At 63.5% G+C, this 19,168-nt stretch carries 19 protein-coding genes; 10 read left to right on the top strand and 9 right to left on the bottom strand.

All coding sequences use genetic code 11. The annotated features are described in order from the left end of the window. Positions 1 to 45 precede the first annotated feature (45 nt). Entirely contained in the window at positions 46 to 894 is an 849-nt protein-coding gene (locus tag ACO550_RS30050) for a DUF455 family protein (RefSeq protein WP_315598110.1), read from the top strand. Here the strand turns inward: ACO550_RS30050 and ACO550_RS30045 are convergent. After that, positions 891 to 2,618, bottom strand: coding sequence for an acetate--CoA ligase (locus tag ACO550_RS30045; protein ID WP_315598109.1), 1,728 nt, complete (start codon positions 2,616 to 2,618; stop codon positions 891 to 893). The two genes, ACO550_RS30050 and ACO550_RS30045, sit on opposite strands and share 4 nt — an antisense overlap. Before the next feature lie 157 nt (positions 2,619 to 2,775). Between ACO550_RS30045 and ACO550_RS30040 the strand changes: the two genes are divergently transcribed. Next, positions 2,776 to 3,669, top strand: coding sequence for an alpha/beta fold hydrolase (locus ACO550_RS30040; RefSeq protein WP_315598108.1), 894 nt, complete (start codon positions 2,776 to 2,778; stop codon positions 3,667 to 3,669). A gap of 166 nt (positions 3,670 to 3,835) precedes the next feature. On the opposite strand, the gene ACO550_RS30035 is transcribed toward ACO550_RS30040, so the two are convergent. Further along, complete coding sequence (locus tag ACO550_RS30035; protein WP_315598107.1) at positions 3,836 to 4,903, bottom strand: FAD-dependent oxidoreductase; 1,068 nt, start codon at positions 4,901 to 4,903, stop codon at positions 3,836 to 3,838. A 121-nt stretch (positions 4,904 to 5,024) separates the two neighbouring features. On the opposite strand from ACO550_RS30035, the gene ACO550_RS30030 reads away from it, so the two are divergent. From ACO550_RS30030 to ACO550_RS30000, 7 genes are all read left to right on the top strand, one after another. Further along, the gene (locus ACO550_RS30030) at positions 5,025 to 5,870 is read left to right on the top strand and encodes a 3',5'-nucleoside bisphosphate phosphatase (RefSeq protein ID WP_315598124.1); all 846 of its coding nucleotides are present in this window, start codon (positions 5,025 to 5,027) and stop codon (positions 5,868 to 5,870) included. A gap of 12 nt (positions 5,871 to 5,882) precedes the next feature. Beyond that, complete coding sequence (locus ACO550_RS30025; RefSeq protein ID WP_315598106.1) at positions 5,883 to 6,518, top strand: L-threonylcarbamoyladenylate synthase; 636 nt, start codon at positions 5,883 to 5,885, stop codon at positions 6,516 to 6,518. 110 nt (positions 6,519 to 6,628) lie between these two features. After that, a complete protein-coding gene (locus ACO550_RS30020; RefSeq protein WP_315598105.1) occupies positions 6,629 to 7,294 on the top strand; it encodes a site-2 protease family protein in 666 nt (221 codons plus the stop codon). Continuing rightward, positions 7,294 to 7,851, top strand: a complete 558-nt coding sequence (locus ACO550_RS30015; protein WP_315598104.1) for a class I SAM-dependent methyltransferase — start codon at positions 7,294 to 7,296, stop codon at positions 7,849 to 7,851. The genes ACO550_RS30020 and ACO550_RS30015 overlap by 1 nt, the downstream gene beginning before the upstream one ends. A gap of 126 nt (positions 7,852 to 7,977) precedes the next feature. Continuing rightward, a complete protein-coding gene (gene dapA / locus ACO550_RS30010; protein WP_315598103.1) occupies positions 7,978 to 8,862 on the top strand; it encodes a 4-hydroxy-tetrahydrodipicolinate synthase in 885 nt (294 codons plus the stop codon). A gap of 58 nt (positions 8,863 to 8,920) precedes the next feature. Then, a complete protein-coding gene (bamC, locus tag ACO550_RS30005; protein WP_315598102.1) occupies positions 8,921 to 10,165 on the top strand; it encodes an outer membrane protein assembly factor BamC in 1,245 nt (414 codons plus the stop codon). 70 nt (positions 10,166 to 10,235) lie between these two features. Beyond that, entirely contained in the window at positions 10,236 to 11,024 is a 789-nt protein-coding gene (locus ACO550_RS30000) for an MBL fold metallo-hydrolase (RefSeq protein ID WP_315598101.1), read from the top strand. A gap of 100 nt (positions 11,025 to 11,124) precedes the next feature. Here ACO550_RS30000 and ACO550_RS29995 read toward each other — a convergent pair whose 3' ends face one another. Both ACO550_RS29995 and ACO550_RS29990 read right to left on the bottom strand, forming a co-directional pair. Continuing rightward, complete coding sequence (locus ACO550_RS29995) at positions 11,125 to 11,364, bottom strand: hypothetical protein (RefSeq protein ID WP_315598100.1); 240 nt, start codon at positions 11,362 to 11,364, stop codon at positions 11,125 to 11,127. 199 nt (positions 11,365 to 11,563) lie between these two features. Next, the gene (locus ACO550_RS29990) at positions 11,564 to 12,772 is read right to left on the bottom strand and encodes a cupin domain-containing protein (protein WP_315598099.1); all 1,209 of its coding nucleotides are present in this window, start codon (positions 12,770 to 12,772) and stop codon (positions 11,564 to 11,566) included. An 11-nt stretch (positions 12,773 to 12,783) separates the two neighbouring features. On the opposite strand from ACO550_RS29990, the gene ACO550_RS29985 reads away from it, so the two are divergent. Next, positions 12,784 to 13,317: a peptidylprolyl isomerase gene (locus ACO550_RS29985; RefSeq protein WP_315598098.1), complete on the top strand. Its 534-nt coding sequence runs from the start codon at positions 12,784 to 12,786 to the stop codon at positions 13,315 to 13,317. 146 nt (positions 13,318 to 13,463) lie between these two features. Here ACO550_RS29985 and ACO550_RS29980 read toward each other — a convergent pair whose 3' ends face one another. The 5 genes from ACO550_RS29980 to ACO550_RS29960 all read right to left on the bottom strand — a co-directional run bounded on the left by ACO550_RS29980 (position 13,464) and on the right by ACO550_RS29960 (position 18,732). Further along, positions 13,464 to 14,525, bottom strand: coding sequence for a hypothetical protein (locus ACO550_RS29980; RefSeq protein ID WP_485995057.1), 1,062 nt, complete (start codon positions 14,523 to 14,525; stop codon positions 13,464 to 13,466). Beyond that, positions 14,522 to 17,143 (bottom strand): DNA mismatch repair protein MutS, encoded by a 2,622-nt coding sequence (gene mutS / locus ACO550_RS29975; RefSeq protein WP_315598122.1) that lies wholly within the window; start codon positions 17,141 to 17,143, stop codon positions 14,522 to 14,524. The genes ACO550_RS29980 and mutS overlap by 4 nt, the downstream gene beginning before the upstream one ends. A gap of 575 nt (positions 17,144 to 17,718) precedes the next feature. After that, entirely contained in the window at positions 17,719 to 18,024 is a 306-nt protein-coding gene (locus tag ACO550_RS29970) for a hypothetical protein (RefSeq protein ID WP_315598097.1), read from the bottom strand. Between the two features lies 1 nt (position 18,025). Beyond that, a complete protein-coding gene (locus tag ACO550_RS29965; protein WP_315598096.1) occupies positions 18,026 to 18,451 on the bottom strand; it encodes a hypothetical protein in 426 nt (141 codons plus the stop codon). Further along, on the bottom strand, positions 18,448 to 18,732 hold the full coding sequence (locus ACO550_RS29960) for a type II toxin-antitoxin system HicB family antitoxin (RefSeq protein WP_315598095.1): 285 nt from the start codon (positions 18,730 to 18,732) through the stop codon (positions 18,448 to 18,450). Before ACO550_RS29960 ends, ACO550_RS29965 begins: the two co-directional genes overlap by 4 nt. Positions 18,733 to 19,168: the final 436 nt, after the last annotated feature.

The following is a 19,168-nucleotide window of genomic DNA, read 5'->3' as shown; positions in this document are numbered from 1 at the left end:
GTACCGGCGAAGCTCTACAATGGCGGCTTCCCGAATTTTACGCCTATGCCAGTGATTGCACCTGCCGACATCGCCGACGCGCCACTTTCCGCACGTCGTCGCGCGCTCGAAGTGCTATGCATGACCGATGCCAGGGCCAAGGCCGCGGCAGCACGCGCGCTGTATGCGGCGCTGCAGGCCGATGAGCGGATCATGGTCGATGCCGGTGAAGTCCTCGTGGCCCAGCCGGACACGGTTCCCGGCCGTCCCGAGCGCCCCGAACTGGTGCCGCCGCAATTTGTGGGGCGGCGGCGCTCGATCAACACCATTGCGGGCCGCGCGACCATGATCCATGCGCTGTGCCATATCGAGTTCAATGCGATCAACCTCGCGCTCGATGCTGCCTGGCGCTTTGCCGGCATGCCGGTGGACTACTATCGCGACTGGCTGCGCGTGGCCGACGAAGAGGCCTACCATTTTTCGCTGCTGGCCGATCACCTGGCCACGCTCGGTGCCAGCTATGGAGATTTCCCGGCACACAACAGCCTGTGGGAAATGACCGACAAGACCTCGGACGATGTGCTCGCGCGCATGGCGCTGGTACCGCGCACGCTCGAGGCGCGCGGGCTCGATGCCTCGCCACCGGTGCGCGCCAAGCTGGCCGAAGCGGGCGATGCCGCCGCCGCCGCGATCATCGACATCATCCTGCGCGACGAAGTTGGGCATGTGGCCATTGGCAACCACTGGTACCGCTGGCTTTGCGCGCAGCGCGGACTCGAGCCGGTAGCCACCTATGCGCAACTGGCCGAACAGTACCGCGCGCCGAAGCTGCGCGGTCCGTTCAACCTCGATGCCCGTCGCGCCGCCGGATTCGACGAGGACGAGCTCGCGTGGCTGGAGGCTTCCGCGGGCTAGCCCGCGTTCTGCTGCGCGCGTTCCTGCTCCATCAGCCGCAGCACGCGGCGCTGGATCTTGCCGGTGGTGGTCATTGGCAACTGGTCGATGAACTCGATCGCCTTCGGATACTCGTACGGTGCCAACTGGCCACGCACATGCTGCTGCAACTCGGCGACCAGCGCGGCATCGTTGTCGAACGAACGCGCCACGGCCGGCGTCAGCACGATAAACGCCTTGACGATCGCGCCGCGCTCGGGGTCCGGCGACGGCACCACGGCGCAATTCGATACCGCCGGATGCTTGAGCAGGCAGTTCTCGATCTCGCTTGGTCCGATCCGGTAGCCCGATGACTTGAACACATCGTCGGCACGGCCCTGGTACCAGAGGTAGCCATCGGCATCGATGCGCGCGAGGTCGCCGGTACGGCACCAGCAAAGGCCGTCGTGTTCCGCATACTTGCCGGCGGTGGCGGCCTCGTTCTTCCAGTAGCCCAGGAAAAACACGGGGTCCGGATGGCCGTGGATATCGGTGGCGCAGACCGCCACTTCGCCATCCTCGCCCGGTGCGCACGGCTTGCCCTCGTCGTCGATCACGGCGACGCGATGGCCCGGGTAGGGGCGCCCCATCGAACCTGGCCGCGCGGGCCAGCCAAGGCGGCTGTCGTCGTATTGCGCGGTGCAGTTGCCGACGATGTAGTTGATCTCGGTCTGGCCGAACATCTCGTTGACGATGACCCCGAGCGCATCGCGGCACCACGTGAAGACCGTTTCGCCCACCGCCTCGCCCGCGCTCATGATCGCGCGCAGCTTCAGCGTGTATCGTTCCCCAGGCGCGGGGCAGGCCTTCATCATCTGCTTGAGCGCGGTGGGAAACAGGAACGTATTGGTGATGCCATAGCGTTCCAGCAGTTCGAACGCGCGCTCGGCGGAGAAGCGTCCCTGGTAGCCGACGATCGGCTTGCCAAAATACAGCGCCGGCATCAACGCATCCCACAATCCGCCGGTCCAGGCCCAGTCGGCGGGGCTCCAGAATACGTCGTCATCGTACGGATACCAGTTCTGCGAACAGACAAAACCGGTCAGGTTGCCGATCAGCGCGCGGTGCGGAATGACCGCGCCCTTGGGCGGGCCGGTAGTGCCGCTGGTATAGATCAGTACCGCGGCTTCATCGGCCTTGGTCTGCACCGCCGTGAACTCAGGCAGTTGCGCGGCCAGCAGCGTGTCCCAGTCGAGATCGCCCCGGCCCACGGCCTGGCCCACGCCGATCACGGTCTTCAGCGTCGCGCATTCGGGGCGGGCCGCCAACAGGTTGTCGATCGATGTTTCGTCGGCAATCGCCACGCGCGTCTCGCTGTGGTCGATGCGGTAGGACAGCGCTTCGGGGCCAAACAGCATCGACAACGGCATGGCAACCGCGCCCAGCTGGTACACGGCCATGCCCGCGATCACGGTCTCGATGCGCTGGGGCATCACGATGGCCACGCGGTCGCCGCGCTGCACGCCCAGGTCACGCAACGCGCACGACAGGCGGTTGGCCTCGGCCTGGATATGCGCGTAGGTGTAAGAGGCGCGCCGTCCGTCCTCATGCTCGGTGTACACGGCGATGCGCTGCGCCGTGGCCGGATCGCGCGCCCAGCGGCCGCAGCAGACCTCGGCCAGGTTGAAGAACTCGGGCACGTTCCAGTGGAACGCTTCGTGCAGCGCGTGATAGTCGTCACGACGCGTGGCCGGCAAGGCGGTCATGCGGTTGTCTCCAATGTTTTCGTCTGCGCCGGACTGGCCAATATGGCTATAATCCAGCAAGCGAACGATCGTTCTATTTTTATCCGGGCTGCCGTGCGGGCAATGGAGACATGGCCTGCGCGCGCATCAGAAGACCCGGGCACAGAGGGCAGACACCATGACCATCACGGAAACTTCGCGTTCCGAATTTATCACGCTGCGCGGCCTGCGCACGCACGTGCGGCACTGGGGGCAACCCGATGCGCGCAAGCTGTTCATGCTGCACGGCTGGATGGACGTAGCGGCGTCCTTCCAGTTCCTGGTCGACGCATTCGAGCGCGACTGGCATGTGATCGCCATGGACTGGCGCGGGTTTGGCGAGAGCGATTACCCGACCCGCTATCCGGGTACCCGTTCGTACTGGTTTCCCGACTACGTGGCCGATCTCGAGGCCTTGCTCGATCACTACCAGCCGGAAGGGCAGGTCGACCTGGTGGGCCACAGCATGGGCGCCAACGTGGCGTGCATCTATGCCGGCGTGCGCCCGGAACGGGTGCGCCGCGTGGTTGACCTGGAAGGTTTCGGCCTGACGCGCACGCGCGCGGAACAGGCGCCGGGCCGGCTGGCGCGCTGGCTGGACGAACTGCGCGAAGCGCCAGTGCTCAAGACCTACGAAAGCGAGGCAGCGGTGGCCGCGCGACTGCAGAAAACCAATCCGCGCCTGCCCGATGACCGCGCGGCATTCCTGGCCGCGCACTGGTCGCGCCGCAACGACGATGGACGCTGGGAAATCCTGGGCGATGCCGCGCACAAGATGACCAACCCGACGCTATACCGCATCGACGAGATCATGGCCATCTGGGCCAAGGTCACCGCGCCGATCCTGCATGTGGAGGCACGCGATTCGGCCACGCTCAAGCACATCGCCCACAAGCAGGACCTCGAGGAATTCAGGGAACGCTTCCGCGCATTCCCCGATTTCCGCGAGGTGTTCGTCGATGACGCAGGACACATGCTCCATCACGACCAGCCACAGGTAGTGGCGAAGATGATTGAGGACTTCCTCTGCTAAGCGGGTTTGGTTTACTCCCCTCTCCCGCCATGGCGGGAGAGGGGGCGGGGGAGAGGGCATTGAGGTTCAAATTGCGACTTGTCTCCGCTTGAACCGCTGGCCCTCTCCCCCAGCCCCTCTCCCGCGAGCGGGAGAGGGGAGCAGACAGTTTGCCAGTATTACTCGTTCACTCGTGCGTAAGCTTGTTCTTCAGCGCTGCGTTATTGCTCGTATGCACATGCACGAGTGCTTTTTCCGGGAACGCATAGTGGTATGCCTTGCGCAAGGCCAGCGCGGCTTCGTGGAAGCCCGAGAGAATCAGCTTCTGCTTGTTCGGATAGACCGCAATGTCGCCGGCCGCGAAGATGCCGCGGCGCGAGGTTTCGTAGGTCGTGGTGTCGGCGATGGCGATGCGGCCCGCGCGCATGTCCATGTCCCACTGGGCGATCGGACCCGGTTCGGAGACCAGGCCATACAGTGCCACGAGTTCATCGGCTTCGATCGTCTGGTCCCCATCGCGCGACTTGATGCCTGCGCTGGTCAACGCGCCGGAGTCGTTGGTTTGCAGGCTGCCAAGCATGCCGACCACGAAGTCCATCTCGCCGGCGGCTACTGCCGCACGCATGGCATTGACCGTGTGGTCGGCGGCGCGAAAGCCTTCGCGCCGGTGCAGCAGCGTCACGCGCGCGGCAACCTTGCGCAATGCCAGGGCCCAGTCCAGCGCCGAATCGCCGCCACCGGCCACGATGACGCGCTTGCCGGCGAAGCGCGATACGTCACGCACCGCGTAGTGGACGTGCCGGTTTTCCAGTGCCGTGGCTTCGGGCAACGACACGCGCTGCGGTGCGAAGGCGCCCGCGCCGGCACAGATCAGCACCGCGGCCACGTCGAAGCGCTTGCCCGCGTCGGTAGTCACCAGCAGGCGCGGATGGTGGTCCGCGCCGGCAATTTCGCTGACCGATTCCGCGCGTTGGTTGAAGTGCATCGGAAACGCGAACGGCGCGCACTGTTCGAGCAGCCGGTCGACCAGATCCTGCGCCAGGCACCCCGGCACGGCCGGGATATCGTAGATCGGCTTTTCCGGATACAGCTCGGTGCACTGTCCGCCCGCGCGATCCAGCACATCGATCAGCTCGCAGCCGAGCCCGAGCACACCGGCCTGGAATGCCGCGAACAGGCCCACCGGGCCGGCACCCACGATCAGCACGTCGGTCTTGATGGTGTCTGGAAGCGGGGTGGCGGCGGAGGTGGACATGGCGAGCAGGAAGGAAGCGGGATGAATCAGGCCCCCATCATACCTTGCACGACCTCGCAATCCGGACACGCCACCTTTGACGGCAGGGCTAAAAAAGCCCGTCAGGAGTAGAATGAACCCCATGCAAAATGCCCATGCCATCAACGCCGACCTGCATTGCCATTCGACCGTGTCCGACGGGATGCTCGCGCCTTCCGACGTGGCCGCGCGGGCGCACGCCGGCGGCGTGGCATTCTGGGCGCTGACCGACCATGACGAGGTGGGCGGCCAGACCGAAGCGCGCGCCGCGGCCGAGGCCCTGGGCATGCGTTATGTGCCCGGCGTGGAGATTTCGGTCACGTGGGCCAGCCAGACCGTGCATATCGTCGGCTTGCAGATCGATCCGTTCCATCCCGACCTGATCGATGGCCTGGCGAAGACGCGTGACGGCCGGGCGCGCCGTGCGCAGGACATTGGCGAGGCGCTGGCAAAGATCGGCATTCCCGGCGCATACCAGGGCGCGCTGCGCCACGTCGGCAATCCCGACCTGATCTCGCGCACGCACTTTGCCCGCTGGCTCGTGGACGAAGGCCGCTGCAAGACCATTGGCGATGTGTTCAGCGAGTACCTGTCCGAAGGTCGCCCCGGGTTTGTGCCGCACCGTTGGGCGTCGCTCTCGGAGGCCGTGGGCTGGATCCGTGCGGCGGGCGGGATTGCCGTGATGGCGCATCCGGGCCGCTACAACTACACCGACCTGCAGCACGATGCGCTGTTCGACGAGTTCACCCAGCTTGGCGGCCGCGCCGTGGAGGTCGTGACCGGCAGCCATACCCCTGACCAGTTTCGCCGCTACGCCGATGTGGCGCGCCACTACGGACTGCTGGCTTCGCGCGGCTCGGACTTCCATGGGCCTGGTGAAGGCCGCGTGGAGCTTGGCACACTGCCGCCGTTGCCGTCGGATGTCACGCCGGTCTGGTACGACTGGTAAGCGCCGCGCGCCATGTCCCAGTTTTTCGACATTCATCCCGACAACCCACAGCCGCGGTTGATCAAGCAGGCCGCGCAGATCGTGCGTCAGGGCGGCCTGATCGCGTTGCCGACCGATTCCAGCTACGCGCTGGCCTGCCAGCTCGACGACAAGAACGCGGTAGAGCAGTTGCGCCGCCTGCGCGAGATCGATGAAAAACACCATCTGACGCTGATGTGCAGCGATTTGTCGGAACTCGGCAACTTTGCGCGGGTCGACAACCGGCAGTACCGCTGGATCAAGGGCGCCACGCCGGGTCCGTATGTGTTCATCCTGGAAGCGACCAAGGAAGTGCCCAGAAGGTTGTCGCACCCGGCCCGCAAGACGATCGGGGTGCGCGTGCCGGACCATGCGATTCCGCTGGCGCTGCTGGCCGAGCTGGGACAGCCGCTGATCTCGGCCACGCTGCAGATGCCCGGCGACGAGGCACCGATGAATGATCCGTCCGAGATTCGCGCGCGGCTGGAAAAACGGCTCGACCTCGTGATTTGTGGGGGTGCCGCGCCGGCGCAGCCCACCACGGTGATCGACCTGACCAGCGGCGAACCGGAACTGGTTCGCGCGGGGCGTGGCGATATCGAACGGTTCGGGTTGCGCGCCACCGCCTGAGCCGCCCGGTCGAATAACGTGTCGAAGATTCTTTCGGTTCTGATACATACCGCACATCCGTGGACATGCCGGACAGCTTTGTTGGCCGGCAGCCCGATAAAATAGCTCGCATGGATTCCTCGCTCATCCAGACTTTCGCCGTCTACGCCTTACCGGTCCTGTTCGCCATCACGCTGCACGAGGCCGCACACGGCTATGTGGCGAAATACTTTGGCGACAACACGGCCTGGATGCTCGGTCGCGTCAGCCTGAACCCGATCCGTCATATCGATCCGATCGGGACCGTGGCGGTGCCGCTGCTGCTGTATTTCCTGACCGCGGGACAGTTCGTGTTTGGCTTTGCCAAGCCGGTGCCCGTGGCGTTCGACCGCCTGCGCAATCCGCGCTGGCATGGCATGTGGGTGGCGCTGGCCGGGCCGGCCAGCAATGTCGTGCAGGCATTTATCTGGGCGCTCGTGGCCGTGGGGCTGGCGCTGGCCCAGGTACAGGAGCCGTTCTGGAGCCAGATGGCGCGCGCCGGCGTGCTGGTCAATACCGTGGTGGCGGCGTTCAACCTGTTCCCGATCCCGCCGCTCGACGGCGGCCGCGTACTGACTGCGTTCCTGCCGCGGCGCATGGCGGACGCCGTTGGCAAGATCGAACCCTACGGCATCTTCATCGTGCTGGCGCTGGTGGCGGCTGGCGTGATCACGCAGATCTGGATGCAGCCGGTCATGACCGCGCTGCTGTCGCTCGTCGAACTGATGCTGCGTCCGGTGCTGATGGTGCTGCGCTGATGCTGGGCGCGCCTTCCACCTGGCTGACCCGCTGGGTCCACCTGATTCGTCCTGGCGGCAGGGTGCTGGACCTGGCCTGCGGCAGCGGCCGTCATGCCGCCTGGCTGGCAGGCCAGGGGTTTGCGGTACTGGGCGTGGACCGTGACGCGCAGGCCATCGCCGGGTTGCCGGCGGGCGTCGACGGTTGCGTTGCCGACCTGGAGCAGGGCCACTGGCCGCTGGCCGATGCGGGCCGGTTCGACGCCGTAGTGGTTACCAACTATCTGCACCGGCCGCTGTGGCCGCACCTGATCGACTCGTTGAGCCCTGGCGGCGTGCTGGTCTATGAAACCTTCGCGGCCGGCAACGAGACCGTCGGCAAGCCATCGCGGCCCGATTTCCTGCTGCGTCCCGGGGAATTGCTTGAAGTGACGCGTGGCGCGCTGCGCGTGGTGGGTTTCGAGGATGGCATGATCGAGGTGCCGCGGGTGGCGTTCGTGCAGCGCATATGTGCGGTACGCGAGGATCCCGCTGCCGCACATGGTGCGATGCCGCCGCGCTACCGGCTGCCAATGTGACCTGTCGGCGAGACGGCGGCGCCACACGTTACTCTCGCTAACGTTTTCCCTCATTGATGGGGTGGCCGGAGGCCCTGACGGTTCCGGTACAATCCCGTTTGTTCGAATTTCCGACTCTCCTGAGCTATGACACAGATTACCGGCAGCATCGTGGCCATCGTCACCCCGATGCATGAGGATGGCAGCCTGGACTTCCCGGCCCTGCGCAACCTCATCGACTGGCATGCGGCGGAAGGCACCGATGGCATCGTGATCGTGGGTACCACGGGCGAATCGCCGACGGTCAGCGTCGAGGAGCACTGCGAGCTGATCCGCGTCGCCGTCGAGCAATCGGCTGGCCGTGTACCGATCATCGCCGGCACCGGCGGCAACTCCACCAGCGAAGCCATCGAGCTGACGGCGTTCGCCAGGAAAGTGGGTGCCAACGCATCGCTGCAGGTCGTGCCTTACTACAACAAGCCGACCCAGGAAGGGATGTACCGCCATTTCCGCACCATTGCGGAAGCCGTGGAACTGCCGGTGCTGCTCTACAATGTGCCCGGCCGTACCGTGGCGGACATGAGCAACGAGACGATCCTGCGCCTGGCGCAGGTGCCGGGCATCGTGGGCGTCAAGGAAGCCACCGGCAATATCGACCGTGCCGCGCAGCTGATCAAGGATGCGCCCGAAAGCTTTGCCATCTACAGCGGCGATGACCCCACCGCTGTGGCGCTGATCCTGCTGGGCGGCCATGGCAATATCTCGGTCACCGCCAACGTGGCGCCGCGCAAGATGCACGAGATGTGCGTGGCCGCGCGTAACGGCGATGTCGTGACCGCACGCCGCCTGCATATGGAACTGATCGACCTCAACCGTGCAATGTTCGTTGAGGCCAATCCGATCCCTGTGAAGTGGGCACTCCAGCAGATGGGCAAGATGGCCGGCGGGATCCGCCTGCCGTTGACCCCGCTGGCGGAAGGCCAGCACGAAACCGTGCGCCGCGCGCTGGCAGCGGCCGGCCTGCTGGGCTGAGATTCGCCGGCTGAACGTTTGGCTATTCGCCGATTCTTGAAACCAGGATTACGTGTCAATGAAACAGAAGCTTAACCGTCGCGGCGCGACGCAGATCCGCCGTGTCGCCGTGGTTGCGCCCATGCTGGCGCTGACGCTGATTGCCGGCTGCAGCAGCATCAACGAGGCGATGCAGCCTGACAAGATCGACTACAAGTCCCAGGGCAAGAAGACTGCATCGCTGGATATTCCGCCGGATCTGACCAAGCTCGATGGCGACCGTCGCTACACGGTGCCTGACGCCGCTGGCACCTCGACGCTGTCGAACTACCAGCAAGCCAACAAGACCCGTGAAGCGGAGCCGGCCACCAACGTGCTGCCGTCCGCCCAGGGCATCCGCATGGAACGCGATGGCAACCAGCGCTGGCTGGTCATCAGCAACGGCATGCGTGCCGACCAGCTGTGGGAGTCGCTGCGTGGCTTCTGGCAGGAAAACGGTTTCCTGCTGACGCAGGATTCGCCGCAGACCGGCATCATGGAAACGGACTGGGCTGAAAACCGCGCCAAGATTCCGCAGGACTTCATCCGCAATACGATCGGCAAGGTGTTCGATGGCCTGTACTCGACCTCCGAGCGCGACAAGTTCCGCACTCGTGTCGAGCGTTCGCAGAATGGCCAGCTCGAAGTGTTCATCAGCCACCGCGGTGCGCAGGAACAGCTGACGGGCGTGGACAAGTCGAACACGGTCTGGACGCCGCGTCCGGCCGATCCGGAACTGGAAGCCGAATTCCTGTCGCGCCTGGCCCAACGCCTGGGCGTGCAGAAGGACCAGGCCAACCAGATGGCCAAGAATCCGACGCCGACCGGCAATTCGGCCGCTGCCGCCGCACCGGCGCCTTCGGCTGCCGCCACCGGCATTGGTGCTGCCGCCGCAACCGGCGCGGCATCGGCTGCCGACAGCAAGTCGTTCCTGGCGCAGGTCAATGGTTCGCCGGCGCTGCAACTGCCGGAGCCGTTTGATCGCGCATGGCGTTCGGTCGGACTGGGACTCGACCGCGTGAATTTCACCGTGGAAGATCGTGATCGTGCGCAGGGCCTGTACTACGTGCGCTACGTCGATCCGAAGCAGGCCGTGGATGATCGCGGTTTCTTCTCGAAGCTCTTTACCAAGGCCAACGACGGCAAGACCGCGAAGAAGTACCGTGTGTCGTTGAAGGGCAATGGTACGGGCACTACGGTGACCGTGCAGAACGATGCCGGCCAACCGGAGAACACTGAGATCAGCAAGCGTATCCTGTCGCTGCTCGACGAACAGCTTCACTGATGTTCGGTAGCGGCAGTCAACCGATGCCGACGGCGCCCGCCGTCGGGCATCATGCCAGGCGAGCGCATCGATGATGCGCTTTGCTTTTTTGGGCAGTGGCAGCGAGGGCAACTCGCTGCTGATCGAAGCTGGCGATGGCACGACCGTGACGCGGGTGCTGCTCGATTGCGGCTTCGGCATCAAGGAAACGGCACGGCGGCTGGAGCGGTTGGGCGTCTTGCCAGGCCAGCTCGACGCAGTGCTGGTGACACACGAACACGGCGATCACGTCGGTTCGGCCTACGCATTCGCCGCGCGCCACAAGCTACCCGTACATACCAGCCACGGCACGTGGCTGGCGACCTCGCATATGCGAGGCGCGGACCAGGCCGATGTGCGCGTATGTTGCGCCGATCATGTATTTGAGATTGGCGGGCTGCAGATTCATCCCTACACGGTGCCGCACGATGCGCGCGAGCCGCTGCAGTTCGTGCTGTCCGATGGCGATGCGCGGCTAGGCGTGCTGACCGATGCAGGCATGGAGACGCCATATGTTACGGCGCGACTAAAAGGCGTGCACGCATTGGTGCTGGAATGCAACCACGATCGCGAAATGTTGCGTAATTCCGTCTATCCGTACTCTCTGAAACGTCGGATCGGCGGTGATTTCGGGCATCTGGCCAACGAAATCGCGGCCAGTATCCTGGCGCAAGTTACGCATCCGCAGTTGTCGCGCGTGGTCGCGGCTCATCTGAGCAAGCAGAACAATACGCGTGAACTGGCGTCGGGTGCGCTGGCGACGGTGCTGGGCGTGACGCCGGAAGAAATCCTGATCGCGGATCAGGAAGAGGGGTTGGACTGGCAGCCGGTGCGCCCATAATCGCGAATGCTGCATTCCCCTCTAATGCAGGGGCTATCCAGATAATGGGAAATAAAAAAGCCGACCCGCAGGTCGGCTTTCTTGTATCGGAATAATCCGATTACTGCTTTGCAGCCGGAGCCGAAGCGTCAGCAGCCGGAGCCGAAGCGTCGGCAGCAGCGGCCGGAGCCGAAGCGTCAGCAGCCGGAGCAACAGCGGCCGGAGCCGATGCGTCAGCAGCAGCAGCGGCCGGAGCCGAAGCAGCGGTGTCAGCGGCCGGAGCAGCTGCTTCTTCCTTCTTGCCGCAAGCGGCCAGAGCAACAGCAGCCAACAGGGATGCGATCAGGAGAGACTTCTTCATTGTTCGTCCTTTAACTTTTAATAAAACGAAAACTGGCGATGAATAATTACCGGTAATTATCGCTCTTGTACTGCAAATATGAGGCTCTCCCGGGTGCCGACAGTGCAGTGGTCCACAGTACTAGCCAGCGGGCGATTATATCCGCGTTTCCCCGCCTTGTGTATAGGCGAAATTTGTCGGTTCATTTTGTTACGCAAAATTACACGCGTACCGGCGCAATCTGCAACCAGCCTTCCATGGCCCAGTCATGAAAGGTATCCATCAGGTCGGGCAGCGAGGCGCAGGCTACCACTTCTTCCGCGGTGAGCTGACGCAGGTCCGCGAGCCGACGCAACCATCGCGCCAGCGCGGCGGGCGGCTCGTACGCTTCGCCATTGAGGAAGAAGTGCGTGCGGTCATAGAGCGCAACCGAAGCTGGCGCAAGGACCACGCCATGCGCCTTTGCAAGCTTCGTGTATTGCTTCAGCGTGATCTCCTCGATCTCCGCGAACTGTACCGATTGCTTGGGTTCCGACAGATACGAGCCGAGGAACTCGGACACCATGCCTGCATTCCATTTCAGTGATTGCAGGCGGTCCGCTACCGCGCGCGCCAGGCCAGCAGGCAACTGTGCGGGGGATGCGGTCGCGGTCTCGCCAGCATCGGCATAGCGGCCGTCGAGCCCTTCGTTGCCTTCCACCGTTTCTGACAGCCATGCCAGGAAGTGTCCAGCCAGTTCGCGATACGCGGGCGCGCGGAAACCGATCGACGCGGTCATGCACTCGCCCTCGGCAACGCCATCGTGTGCGTACTGCGGCGGCAGATACAGCATGTCGCCCGGTTCCAGCACCCATTCCTGTTCCGCGCTGAAGTCCGACAGGATCTTGAGCGGCATGTCCGGAATCAGGTCCAGTTTCGTTTGTGACGAAATGCGCCAGCGACGGCGGCCCGATACTTGCAGCAGGAACACATCGTAGGAGTCGAAGTGCGGGCCCACGCCGCCGCCGTCGGTGGCGTAGCTGATCATCACATCGTCCAGACGCGCGTCGGGCACGAAACGGAACTGGCTCATCAGGTCGGCCGCCGCGCGATCATGCAGGTTCACGCCCTGTACCAGCAGTGACCACTTGCCAGTCTTGCGTGACGGCAGGTTGTCTTCGGCGAACGGGCCATGTTCGAGCTTCCAGCGGTTGCGAAAGTACGACACCAGGCGCGATTCGACGTCGTCGCGGTCGGCCAGTTCGAAAAGCGCTTCGCGCGACACTGGGGGCACGATTCCGGGCACGGCCTGTCGAATCAGCAACGGTTTGCGGTGCCAGATGTCACGCATGAAGGCCGCGGGCGTCATGCCCCCGAGCAGCGTGAGCGGCGCGTCGGGATCGATGGGTCCCGCAGGCAGGGCCTGCGCGTATAATGCGGAATCGCTCATGGAGTCAAGAATTGAAAATCGCTAAGAACACGGTGGTGTCCGTGGTGTACAAGCTGTCGGACGGGCAGGGCAATCTGATTGAAGAGTCCGATGAGCCCATGGTCTACTTGCACGGCGGGTATGATGGCACGTTCCCCAAGATCGAGGAAGCGCTGGACGGTCACGATGCCGGCTTCGAGACCCAGTTGCAGCTGGAACCCGAAGAAGCTTTTGGTGACTACGACGCTGAACTCGTGAAGGTGGAGCCGCGTGACCGCTTCCCCGAGCCGCTCGAAGTCGGCATGCAGTTCGAGGGCGTGCCCGAAGACGGCGACGACGAGGATTCGATCATCTACACGGTGACCGACGTGGCCGAAGACAAGGTGGTGCTCGACGGCAATCACCCGCTGGCAGGCATGTCGCTGCGTTTCTGGCTCAAGGTGTCCGAAGTGCGCGAAGCCACGGCCGAAGAGGTGGAGCACGGTCACGCACATGGCGCATCGGGTATCGAAGTCGTTGACGAAGACGAAGACGGCGAGGACGAAAGCCCGCGCACGCTGCACTAAGCGGCACAGCCAATCAAGCAAATCCGGGCGATACGCGACAGGTCATCGCAAAACGGAAAAGCCGGCGGAGGTGACTCCCGCCGGCTTTTTCGTTTTCGTGCTCGTCGCATGGATCGCGGCCATGCATCACCGGTACATGATGCGAGTCAATTTCCCTTGGGGCCGTCCTGCAGTTCCACCTGGAACACCGAACGCGTGCCGGGTGTGATGGTCAACTCGACCCATTGCGAAGGCGAGCCCATCGGCAGCGCCACGCGGGTAAGGTTGCCAACGATCTTGCCGGCTGCATCGCGCAACGGCTTGTCGATGCTGAAGCCGTTGTCGCTCGCATGGACGAGCAGGACCTGGCCCGGATATTTCGCGGTCAGATCGCGTAGCTGACGCTTGAACTCGATATAGCCGTCGCGCGTACCACGTCGCAGGAATCCGTCGAGCAGCGATGGCTTGCCGCGTTTCTCCCAACCATTGCCGAACAATGGGTCGGCATGCACAACCACCATGATGCCCGGCAGGTCGCGTTGCCCGGCGACTGCGAAGGCGCGGCCCAGCCATTGCTTGTTGGCCTCGCGCCGATCCTCGAATTCGCCATTGCGTCCACCTTCGCTGCGGTAGTGGTTGTTATCGCCGGGCAGATTCAGTCCGACGACCATCACATCACCGGCCACCAGGCGCACGTTCTCGCGGAAACTGCGGAACATTGCCTGGTCCGACTGGCGAACCACCGGTAACGTGCGTCGCCCCAGCGTGGCATCGATCGGAAAGAACAACTCGCGCAGACGGTTCAGGCGCTCAACGGCATCGAACTTCCCGTTGACCGGTTTCTGGCATTCCGCCCAGTCGGTTTCGCCAGGCACGAAGAGCAACGGCGCGGGCGAGTCGTCGAGTATGCGCAGCCGCGAGGCAAGCACCGCATCGCCGCAGGATTCCGTATCGCCCTTGATGCCGCCGGCATGAACGATCAACGCCACCTGCTGCGCATTCATCATGTCGAACAGCGTCGCGGTGTTGGCCTCGGCGGCCGGCCACTGGGGCACGTCCGCAATCAAGGCCATGCGCGTGGCCTTTACGGTTGGCACAGGTGGCGGCGTGATCTTGCTGCTGCGCGCCGCGTGGACGTCAGCCGGCGCCGCAAGCCAGGCGCAGCATGCGAGCAAGGCCGCCGCGGCGACGATGCGAGCGGCGAAGTTGGCGGTGTGCCGTGCCATCATGCCTTTTGCGTAGGCTCCGCGAGTGCCTTGATCCGGTACAGGGCCTCGAGCGCGTCGCGCGGTGACAGGTTGTCCGGGTCAATGTCGGCCAGGGCATCGAGTGCCGCGACCTGTTCGGCGGACACGGCCGCACTGGCGCCAGCAGTTCCATAACCCTCGGCGTAATCCTCCGCGTCGTCCAGCGGCGTGGCCGGTGCGGCGAACAGGTCCATCTGCGGCGTGGGCGTGGCATCGGCCGACTGTTGTTCGAGCCATGCCAGATGCTTGCGCGCGGCGCGAATGACCGGTTGCGGGACACCTGCCAGTTGCGCGACCTGCAACCCGTAGCTCTGGCTGGCCGGCCCATCCTGCACCGCATGCAGGAACACGATGCCGTCACCGTGTTCCACGGCGGACAAGTGCACGTTCGCGGCCTGCGGAAATTCCTGCGGCAGTTGGGTCAGCTCGAAATAGTGGGTGGCAAACAGCGTATGGCTGCGATTGTGCGACAGCAGGTGCCGCGCGATGGCCCACGCCAGGGCCAGCCCGTCGAACGTGGACGTGCCGCGGCCGATCTCGTCCATCAGCACCAGGCTGGCCGGGGTGGCATTGTGCAGGATGCCCGCGGCCTCGGTCATCTCGACCATGAAGGTCGAGCGTCCGCCGGCCAGGTCGTCGGCCGCGCCAATGCGCGTGAAGATGCGATCGACGGGGCCGATGACCGCGTATTGCGCCGGCACCCAGGCGCCGACGCACGCCAGCAGCACGATCAGCGCCGTCTGGCGCATGAACGTCGATTTACCACCCATGTTCGGGCCGGTGATCAGCAGCAGCTTGCGCGCTTCGGTCAACTGGCAATCGTTGGCGATAAATGCGACGGATTCCGCTGCCAACTGGCCTTCCACCACGGGGTGGCGACCTTGCGAGATGTCGATCACGTTCTCCGTCACGCGTTCTGGCTGGGTCCAGTCGAGCGTCTGCGCACGCTCCGCCAGCGTGGCCAGCACATCGAGGCGGGCCAGCCCGGCTGCCACGCGGCGCAGGCTGCCGATATGAGGCAGCAACGCCTGCAGCAGCGCTTCGTACAGTTGCTTCTCGCGCGCCAGCGCACGATCCTGCGCGGACAGTGCCTTGTCCTCGAAGGCCTTGAGTTCCGGCGTGATGTAGCGCTCGGCGTTCTTGAGCGTCTGGCGGCGGCGATAGTCGTCGGGCACCTTGTCGGCTTGCCCGTTGGTGACCTCGATGTAGAAGCCATGCACGCGGTTGTACTCGACGCGCAGGTTGGCGATGCCGGTGCGTTCGCGCTCGCGGGTTTCCAGTTCGATCAGGAACTGGCCACAGTTCTCGGAGATGTCGCGCAGTTCGTCGAGTGCGGCGTCATGGCCACGCGCGATCACGCCGCCGTCGCGGATCACCGTCGACGGTTCTTCGGCCACCGCACCGATCAGAAGTGCCAGGCAGTCTTGCGGCACTTCGAGTTCTTCGAGCGTCTGCGCCAGCAGCGGCGAATCGGCCGGGGATGCAATGCAAGCCTGTACCGAAGGTAGTGCCTTGAGCGTGTCGCGCAGCGAGGACAGGTCGCGCGGCCGTGCGGACAGCAGCGCGAGCCGTGCCGTGATGCGTTCCACGTCGCTGAGCTTGCGCAGCGTTGCCCGCAGCGTATCGGGCCCTTGCGCGATCAGTGCGCCAATGGCCTGCTGTCGCGCACGGGGCAGTGCGGGGTCGCGCAGCGGGTGATGTAGCCAGTGACGCAAGGCGCGGCTGCCCATGGTGGTCGCGCAGGTATCGAGCAGCGAGAACAATGTGGGTGATTCGCCGCCGCGCAGCGTTTCGGTCAGTTCGAGGTTGCGACGCGTAGCCGTGTCCAGCCCGACGAATTCGGATTCGCGTTCGACGGTCAGGCCCTGTACATGGCGCAGCGATTGTCCCTGCGTGGTAGCCGCATAGTTGAGCAGCGCACCGGCTGCACCTAGCGCGGCACCGAGTCCGGCGCAGCCGAACGGCTCCAGGCTGGCCACGCCAATCTGCTCGCGCAGGCGGCGCGTGCCGGCATCCTGGTCGAAATGCCATTCGGGCAGGCGCGTGCGGGCACAAGTCATCGCCGGCAGGTCGAAGCCGTCGGCATACAGCAGTTCCGCAGGCCGCACGCGTTCGAGTTCGCGCGACAGTTGCGCGGCATCGCATTCCATCAGACGCAGTTCCCCGCTGGCCAGATTCAGCCATGCGAGGCCGGTCTTGCCGACACCCCTGCGCGTGGTCTGCTGGTGCACGGCCATCAGGTAGGTATCGACCTTGTCCGGCAGCAGCGCGGCGTCAGTCAGCGTGCCGGGCGTGACGATGCGCACGACCTTGCGCTCGACCGGGCCCTTGCTGGTGGCGGGGTCACCGATCTGTTCGCAGATCGCCACCGATTCGCCCAGCTTGACCAGTCGCGCCAGGTACTGGTCTACCGAGTGGAACGGGATGCCGGCCATGCGGATCGGTACGCCGCCGGACTGGCCGCGCGACGTCAGCGTGATATCAAGCAGGCGTGCGGCCTTTTCCGCATCGTCGTGAAACAGTTCGTAGAAGTCGCCCATCCGGTAGAACAGCAGCGTGTCCGGATGGTCCTTCTTGATGCCGAGGTATTGCAGCATCATCGGCGTTTGTTTGTCGCTCTTGTCGGCTTTGCCAGCCTTGTCGGCCTTTCCCGCACGGGCCGGTGCGCCGGTGCCTTCCGCGGCGGCCAGTGCCGCTACGGACAGTGCGCCGTCGCCGGCGTCCTGGTGTTCATCTGCGGTAGTCGATGTGGAAAGGTTGGAAAGGGCTTCAGCGGACATGCATTCCTCGCGGGCGGCCCCGCTCGGGCCGCCAGTGTGGCAGGTGTAATGGGTTGCCGCCGGCCGGGCTGTCGGTCAATCGATCAGTCTTTCAGTCGCTCAGGGGCTTCCTGTCGGCACTGAAGATTCGGACGGCGGCGCAAAGCGGCATTTTACTGCCTGCCCACCGAGTCGCCCGGTGTCGGATTCTCATTTTTGAGTGGGAATCTTCGTTTTCTTGTGCAGCCTCAGGCGTCGGCGGCACCCGAATTCGTCACTTTTTCGTCTTGTAGTGCCGGCACGATCCTTGTGCAGGGTCGGGCGGCAAGGCAGGTGCCGGTACAGTACGTGCCGTGGCCCGTGCCGGCAGGCGTTACATCGGGGGCTTACGCTGATCGGCAAAAAACGTGTGAAATTCAACTGTTGCGTGTTCGTTTCTTCACAAATGCAAGGATTTCATAGTCGTCGAACCGCGCCAGGAACGGATTGACCGGGCCGCCCTCTGTAGTAATTTCGGGATATTTAAGTTTTAACTTCTGGAGCAATTCTTCGAGGACTACCTCATCGTTCTTTACATGCGTTGTTGCAGCTTTATTTTTTAATTGGTTTTTTGAATTTCTGTAAAAAAAGCGCGTTAAATCCAGATCCATTGTGGCGATGATCACGAAGATAACGCCTAGGATAACTAAGGTGATCGATAGAATCCTAAGTAGTTCTTCCATTTTATTCGTATCCTTGTCGAGTCATTACTCTGGCTGCAATGCCCACCATTGCCGTGACGGCAATGGTGCAAAAATTCCACAATGCATAATCCTGTATATTTTCGCTGACAGTGCCCGTGGCGTCGGGGAAGCTGTATTTCATCACTACGATCTTAATGCACGCATACATGAACATCATGATCAGCCCGCCAGCGAAGAGAATTGCCTTCCCAACTGAGGTCCAGGATTTCACGGGGCTTTGATCCAGGTGTACGTAGGTGCTCAACGCGATTGCCACACACATACCTATAAGGTCGCCTGAGCTGAAGATCTTGTAGTAGAGGTGAGGCTCTCCAAGCAACAAGGTCTGTCCCCCTGGCCAGTAAATTAGAACAACCATTGCAAGTGGGATCACCACCTCGAGGAGGATGTAGAAGAAAACGGTCATCTCCGACGCTTCACTTTGAGGACACTTATGTCGACACCGGCCAGGGCCCAGATCGCATCGGCGAATTCTGGCTGCGTTGCCAGCGTGGCGATCGGTGTGGACGCCAGCGTGAGCCTTTCTTGCCGTGACAGGAGCGCTTGCAAGTGGCAGATGATGGCCTCGTGCGCATTGCAGACGGCATCCTCAATGGTCTCACCCGCCGAATAGCAGCCGGGCAAGTCGGGGATCGTCACACCAAAGGTGCTGGTCGGATCCTTGTGTATAGCAATCGGGAATTCCATGATCAGGCTGACAATGGGAAAAAGTGACGTATGCGTGGTTAAAGGGTGGCTTGATGCACTTTGTGAGGCGCCCGCAAGCGGATGTAAGCGTCGCCACCGATCCTAGAGAACCTGAAACGCAAAATCTCGTGCCCGATTCTGAAAATGGGCCGAAGGAATCGATCCGAACGACGAGATTTGTCAGTCGCAGTGGCCCACCACGCCAAACTTGTCAGTCAGCGCTGTTTGTAACTGGATGTTTCAACCAGAAATTGTCACTTTTTCGTCCCGTAGCGCTGGCACGATCCTTGGGTACTGTTGCCATACCGGCACGCAGAGGCCGGCAACAGCACGGGTCGCATATGAAAAGCAGCCAGACGGGAAAAGGGGCGGGGAGGGTCGCAGCGGCGGGGTGGGTGCCGGTGCAGTGCGTGCCGCGGCGGCAGGCACTGCACCG

Source organism: Cupriavidus sp., from assembly GCF_057315035.1.
Note: the sequence above shows the minus strand (reverse complement) of the source record. Positions and strands in the feature narration are given on the sequence as shown.

Excerpts from the sequence above, each read along its gene's own strand:
- ACO550_RS30050 (WP_315598110.1), top strand. The coding sequence starts at position 46 with ATGCCAGTGATTGCACCTGCCGACATCGCCGACGCGCCACTTTCCGCA.
- ACO550_RS30045 (WP_315598109.1), bottom strand. The coding sequence starts at position 2,618 with ATGACCGCCTTGCCGGCCACGCGTCGTGACGACTATCACGCGCTGCAC.
- ACO550_RS30040 (WP_315598108.1), top strand. The coding sequence starts at position 2,776 with ATGACCATCACGGAAACTTCGCGTTCCGAATTTATCACGCTGCGCGGC.
- ACO550_RS30035 (WP_315598107.1), bottom strand. The coding sequence starts at position 4,903 with ATGTCCACCTCCGCCGCCACCCCGCTTCCAGACACCATCAAGACCGAC.
- ACO550_RS30030 (WP_315598124.1), top strand. The coding sequence starts at position 5,025 with ATGCAAAATGCCCATGCCATCAACGCCGACCTGCATTGCCATTCGACC.
- ACO550_RS30025 (WP_315598106.1), top strand. The coding sequence starts at position 5,883 with ATGTCCCAGTTTTTCGACATTCATCCCGACAACCCACAGCCGCGGTTG.
- ACO550_RS30020 (WP_315598105.1), top strand. The coding sequence starts at position 6,629 with ATGGATTCCTCGCTCATCCAGACTTTCGCCGTCTACGCCTTACCGGTC.
- ACO550_RS30015 (WP_315598104.1), top strand. The coding sequence starts at position 7,294 with ATGCTGGGCGCGCCTTCCACCTGGCTGACCCGCTGGGTCCACCTGATT.
- dapA (WP_315598103.1), top strand. The coding sequence starts at position 7,978 with ATGACACAGATTACCGGCAGCATCGTGGCCATCGTCACCCCGATGCAT.
- bamC (WP_315598102.1), top strand. The coding sequence starts at position 8,921 with ATGAAACAGAAGCTTAACCGTCGCGGCGCGACGCAGATCCGCCGTGTC.
- ACO550_RS30000 (WP_315598101.1), top strand. The coding sequence starts at position 10,236 with ATGATGCGCTTTGCTTTTTTGGGCAGTGGCAGCGAGGGCAACTCGCTG.
- ACO550_RS29995 (WP_315598100.1), bottom strand. The coding sequence starts at position 11,364 with ATGAAGAAGTCTCTCCTGATCGCATCCCTGTTGGCTGCTGTTGCTCTG.
- ACO550_RS29990 (WP_315598099.1), bottom strand. The coding sequence starts at position 12,772 with ATGAGCGATTCCGCATTATACGCGCAGGCCCTGCCTGCGGGACCCATC.
- ACO550_RS29980 (WP_485995057.1), bottom strand. The coding sequence starts at position 14,525 with ATGATGGCACGGCACACCGCCAACTTCGCCGCTCGCATCGTCGCCGCG.
- mutS (WP_315598122.1), bottom strand. The coding sequence starts at position 17,143 with ATGATGCTGCAATACCTCGGCATCAAGAAGGACCATCCGGACACGCTG.
- ACO550_RS29970 (WP_315598097.1), bottom strand. The coding sequence starts at position 18,024 with ATGGAAGAACTACTTAGGATTCTATCGATCACCTTAGTTATCCTAGGC.
- ACO550_RS29965 (WP_315598096.1), bottom strand. The coding sequence starts at position 18,451 with ATGACCGTTTTCTTCTACATCCTCCTCGAGGTGGTGATCCCACTTGCA.
- ACO550_RS29960 (WP_315598095.1), bottom strand. The coding sequence starts at position 18,732 with ATGGAATTCCCGATTGCTATACACAAGGATCCGACCAGCACCTTTGGT.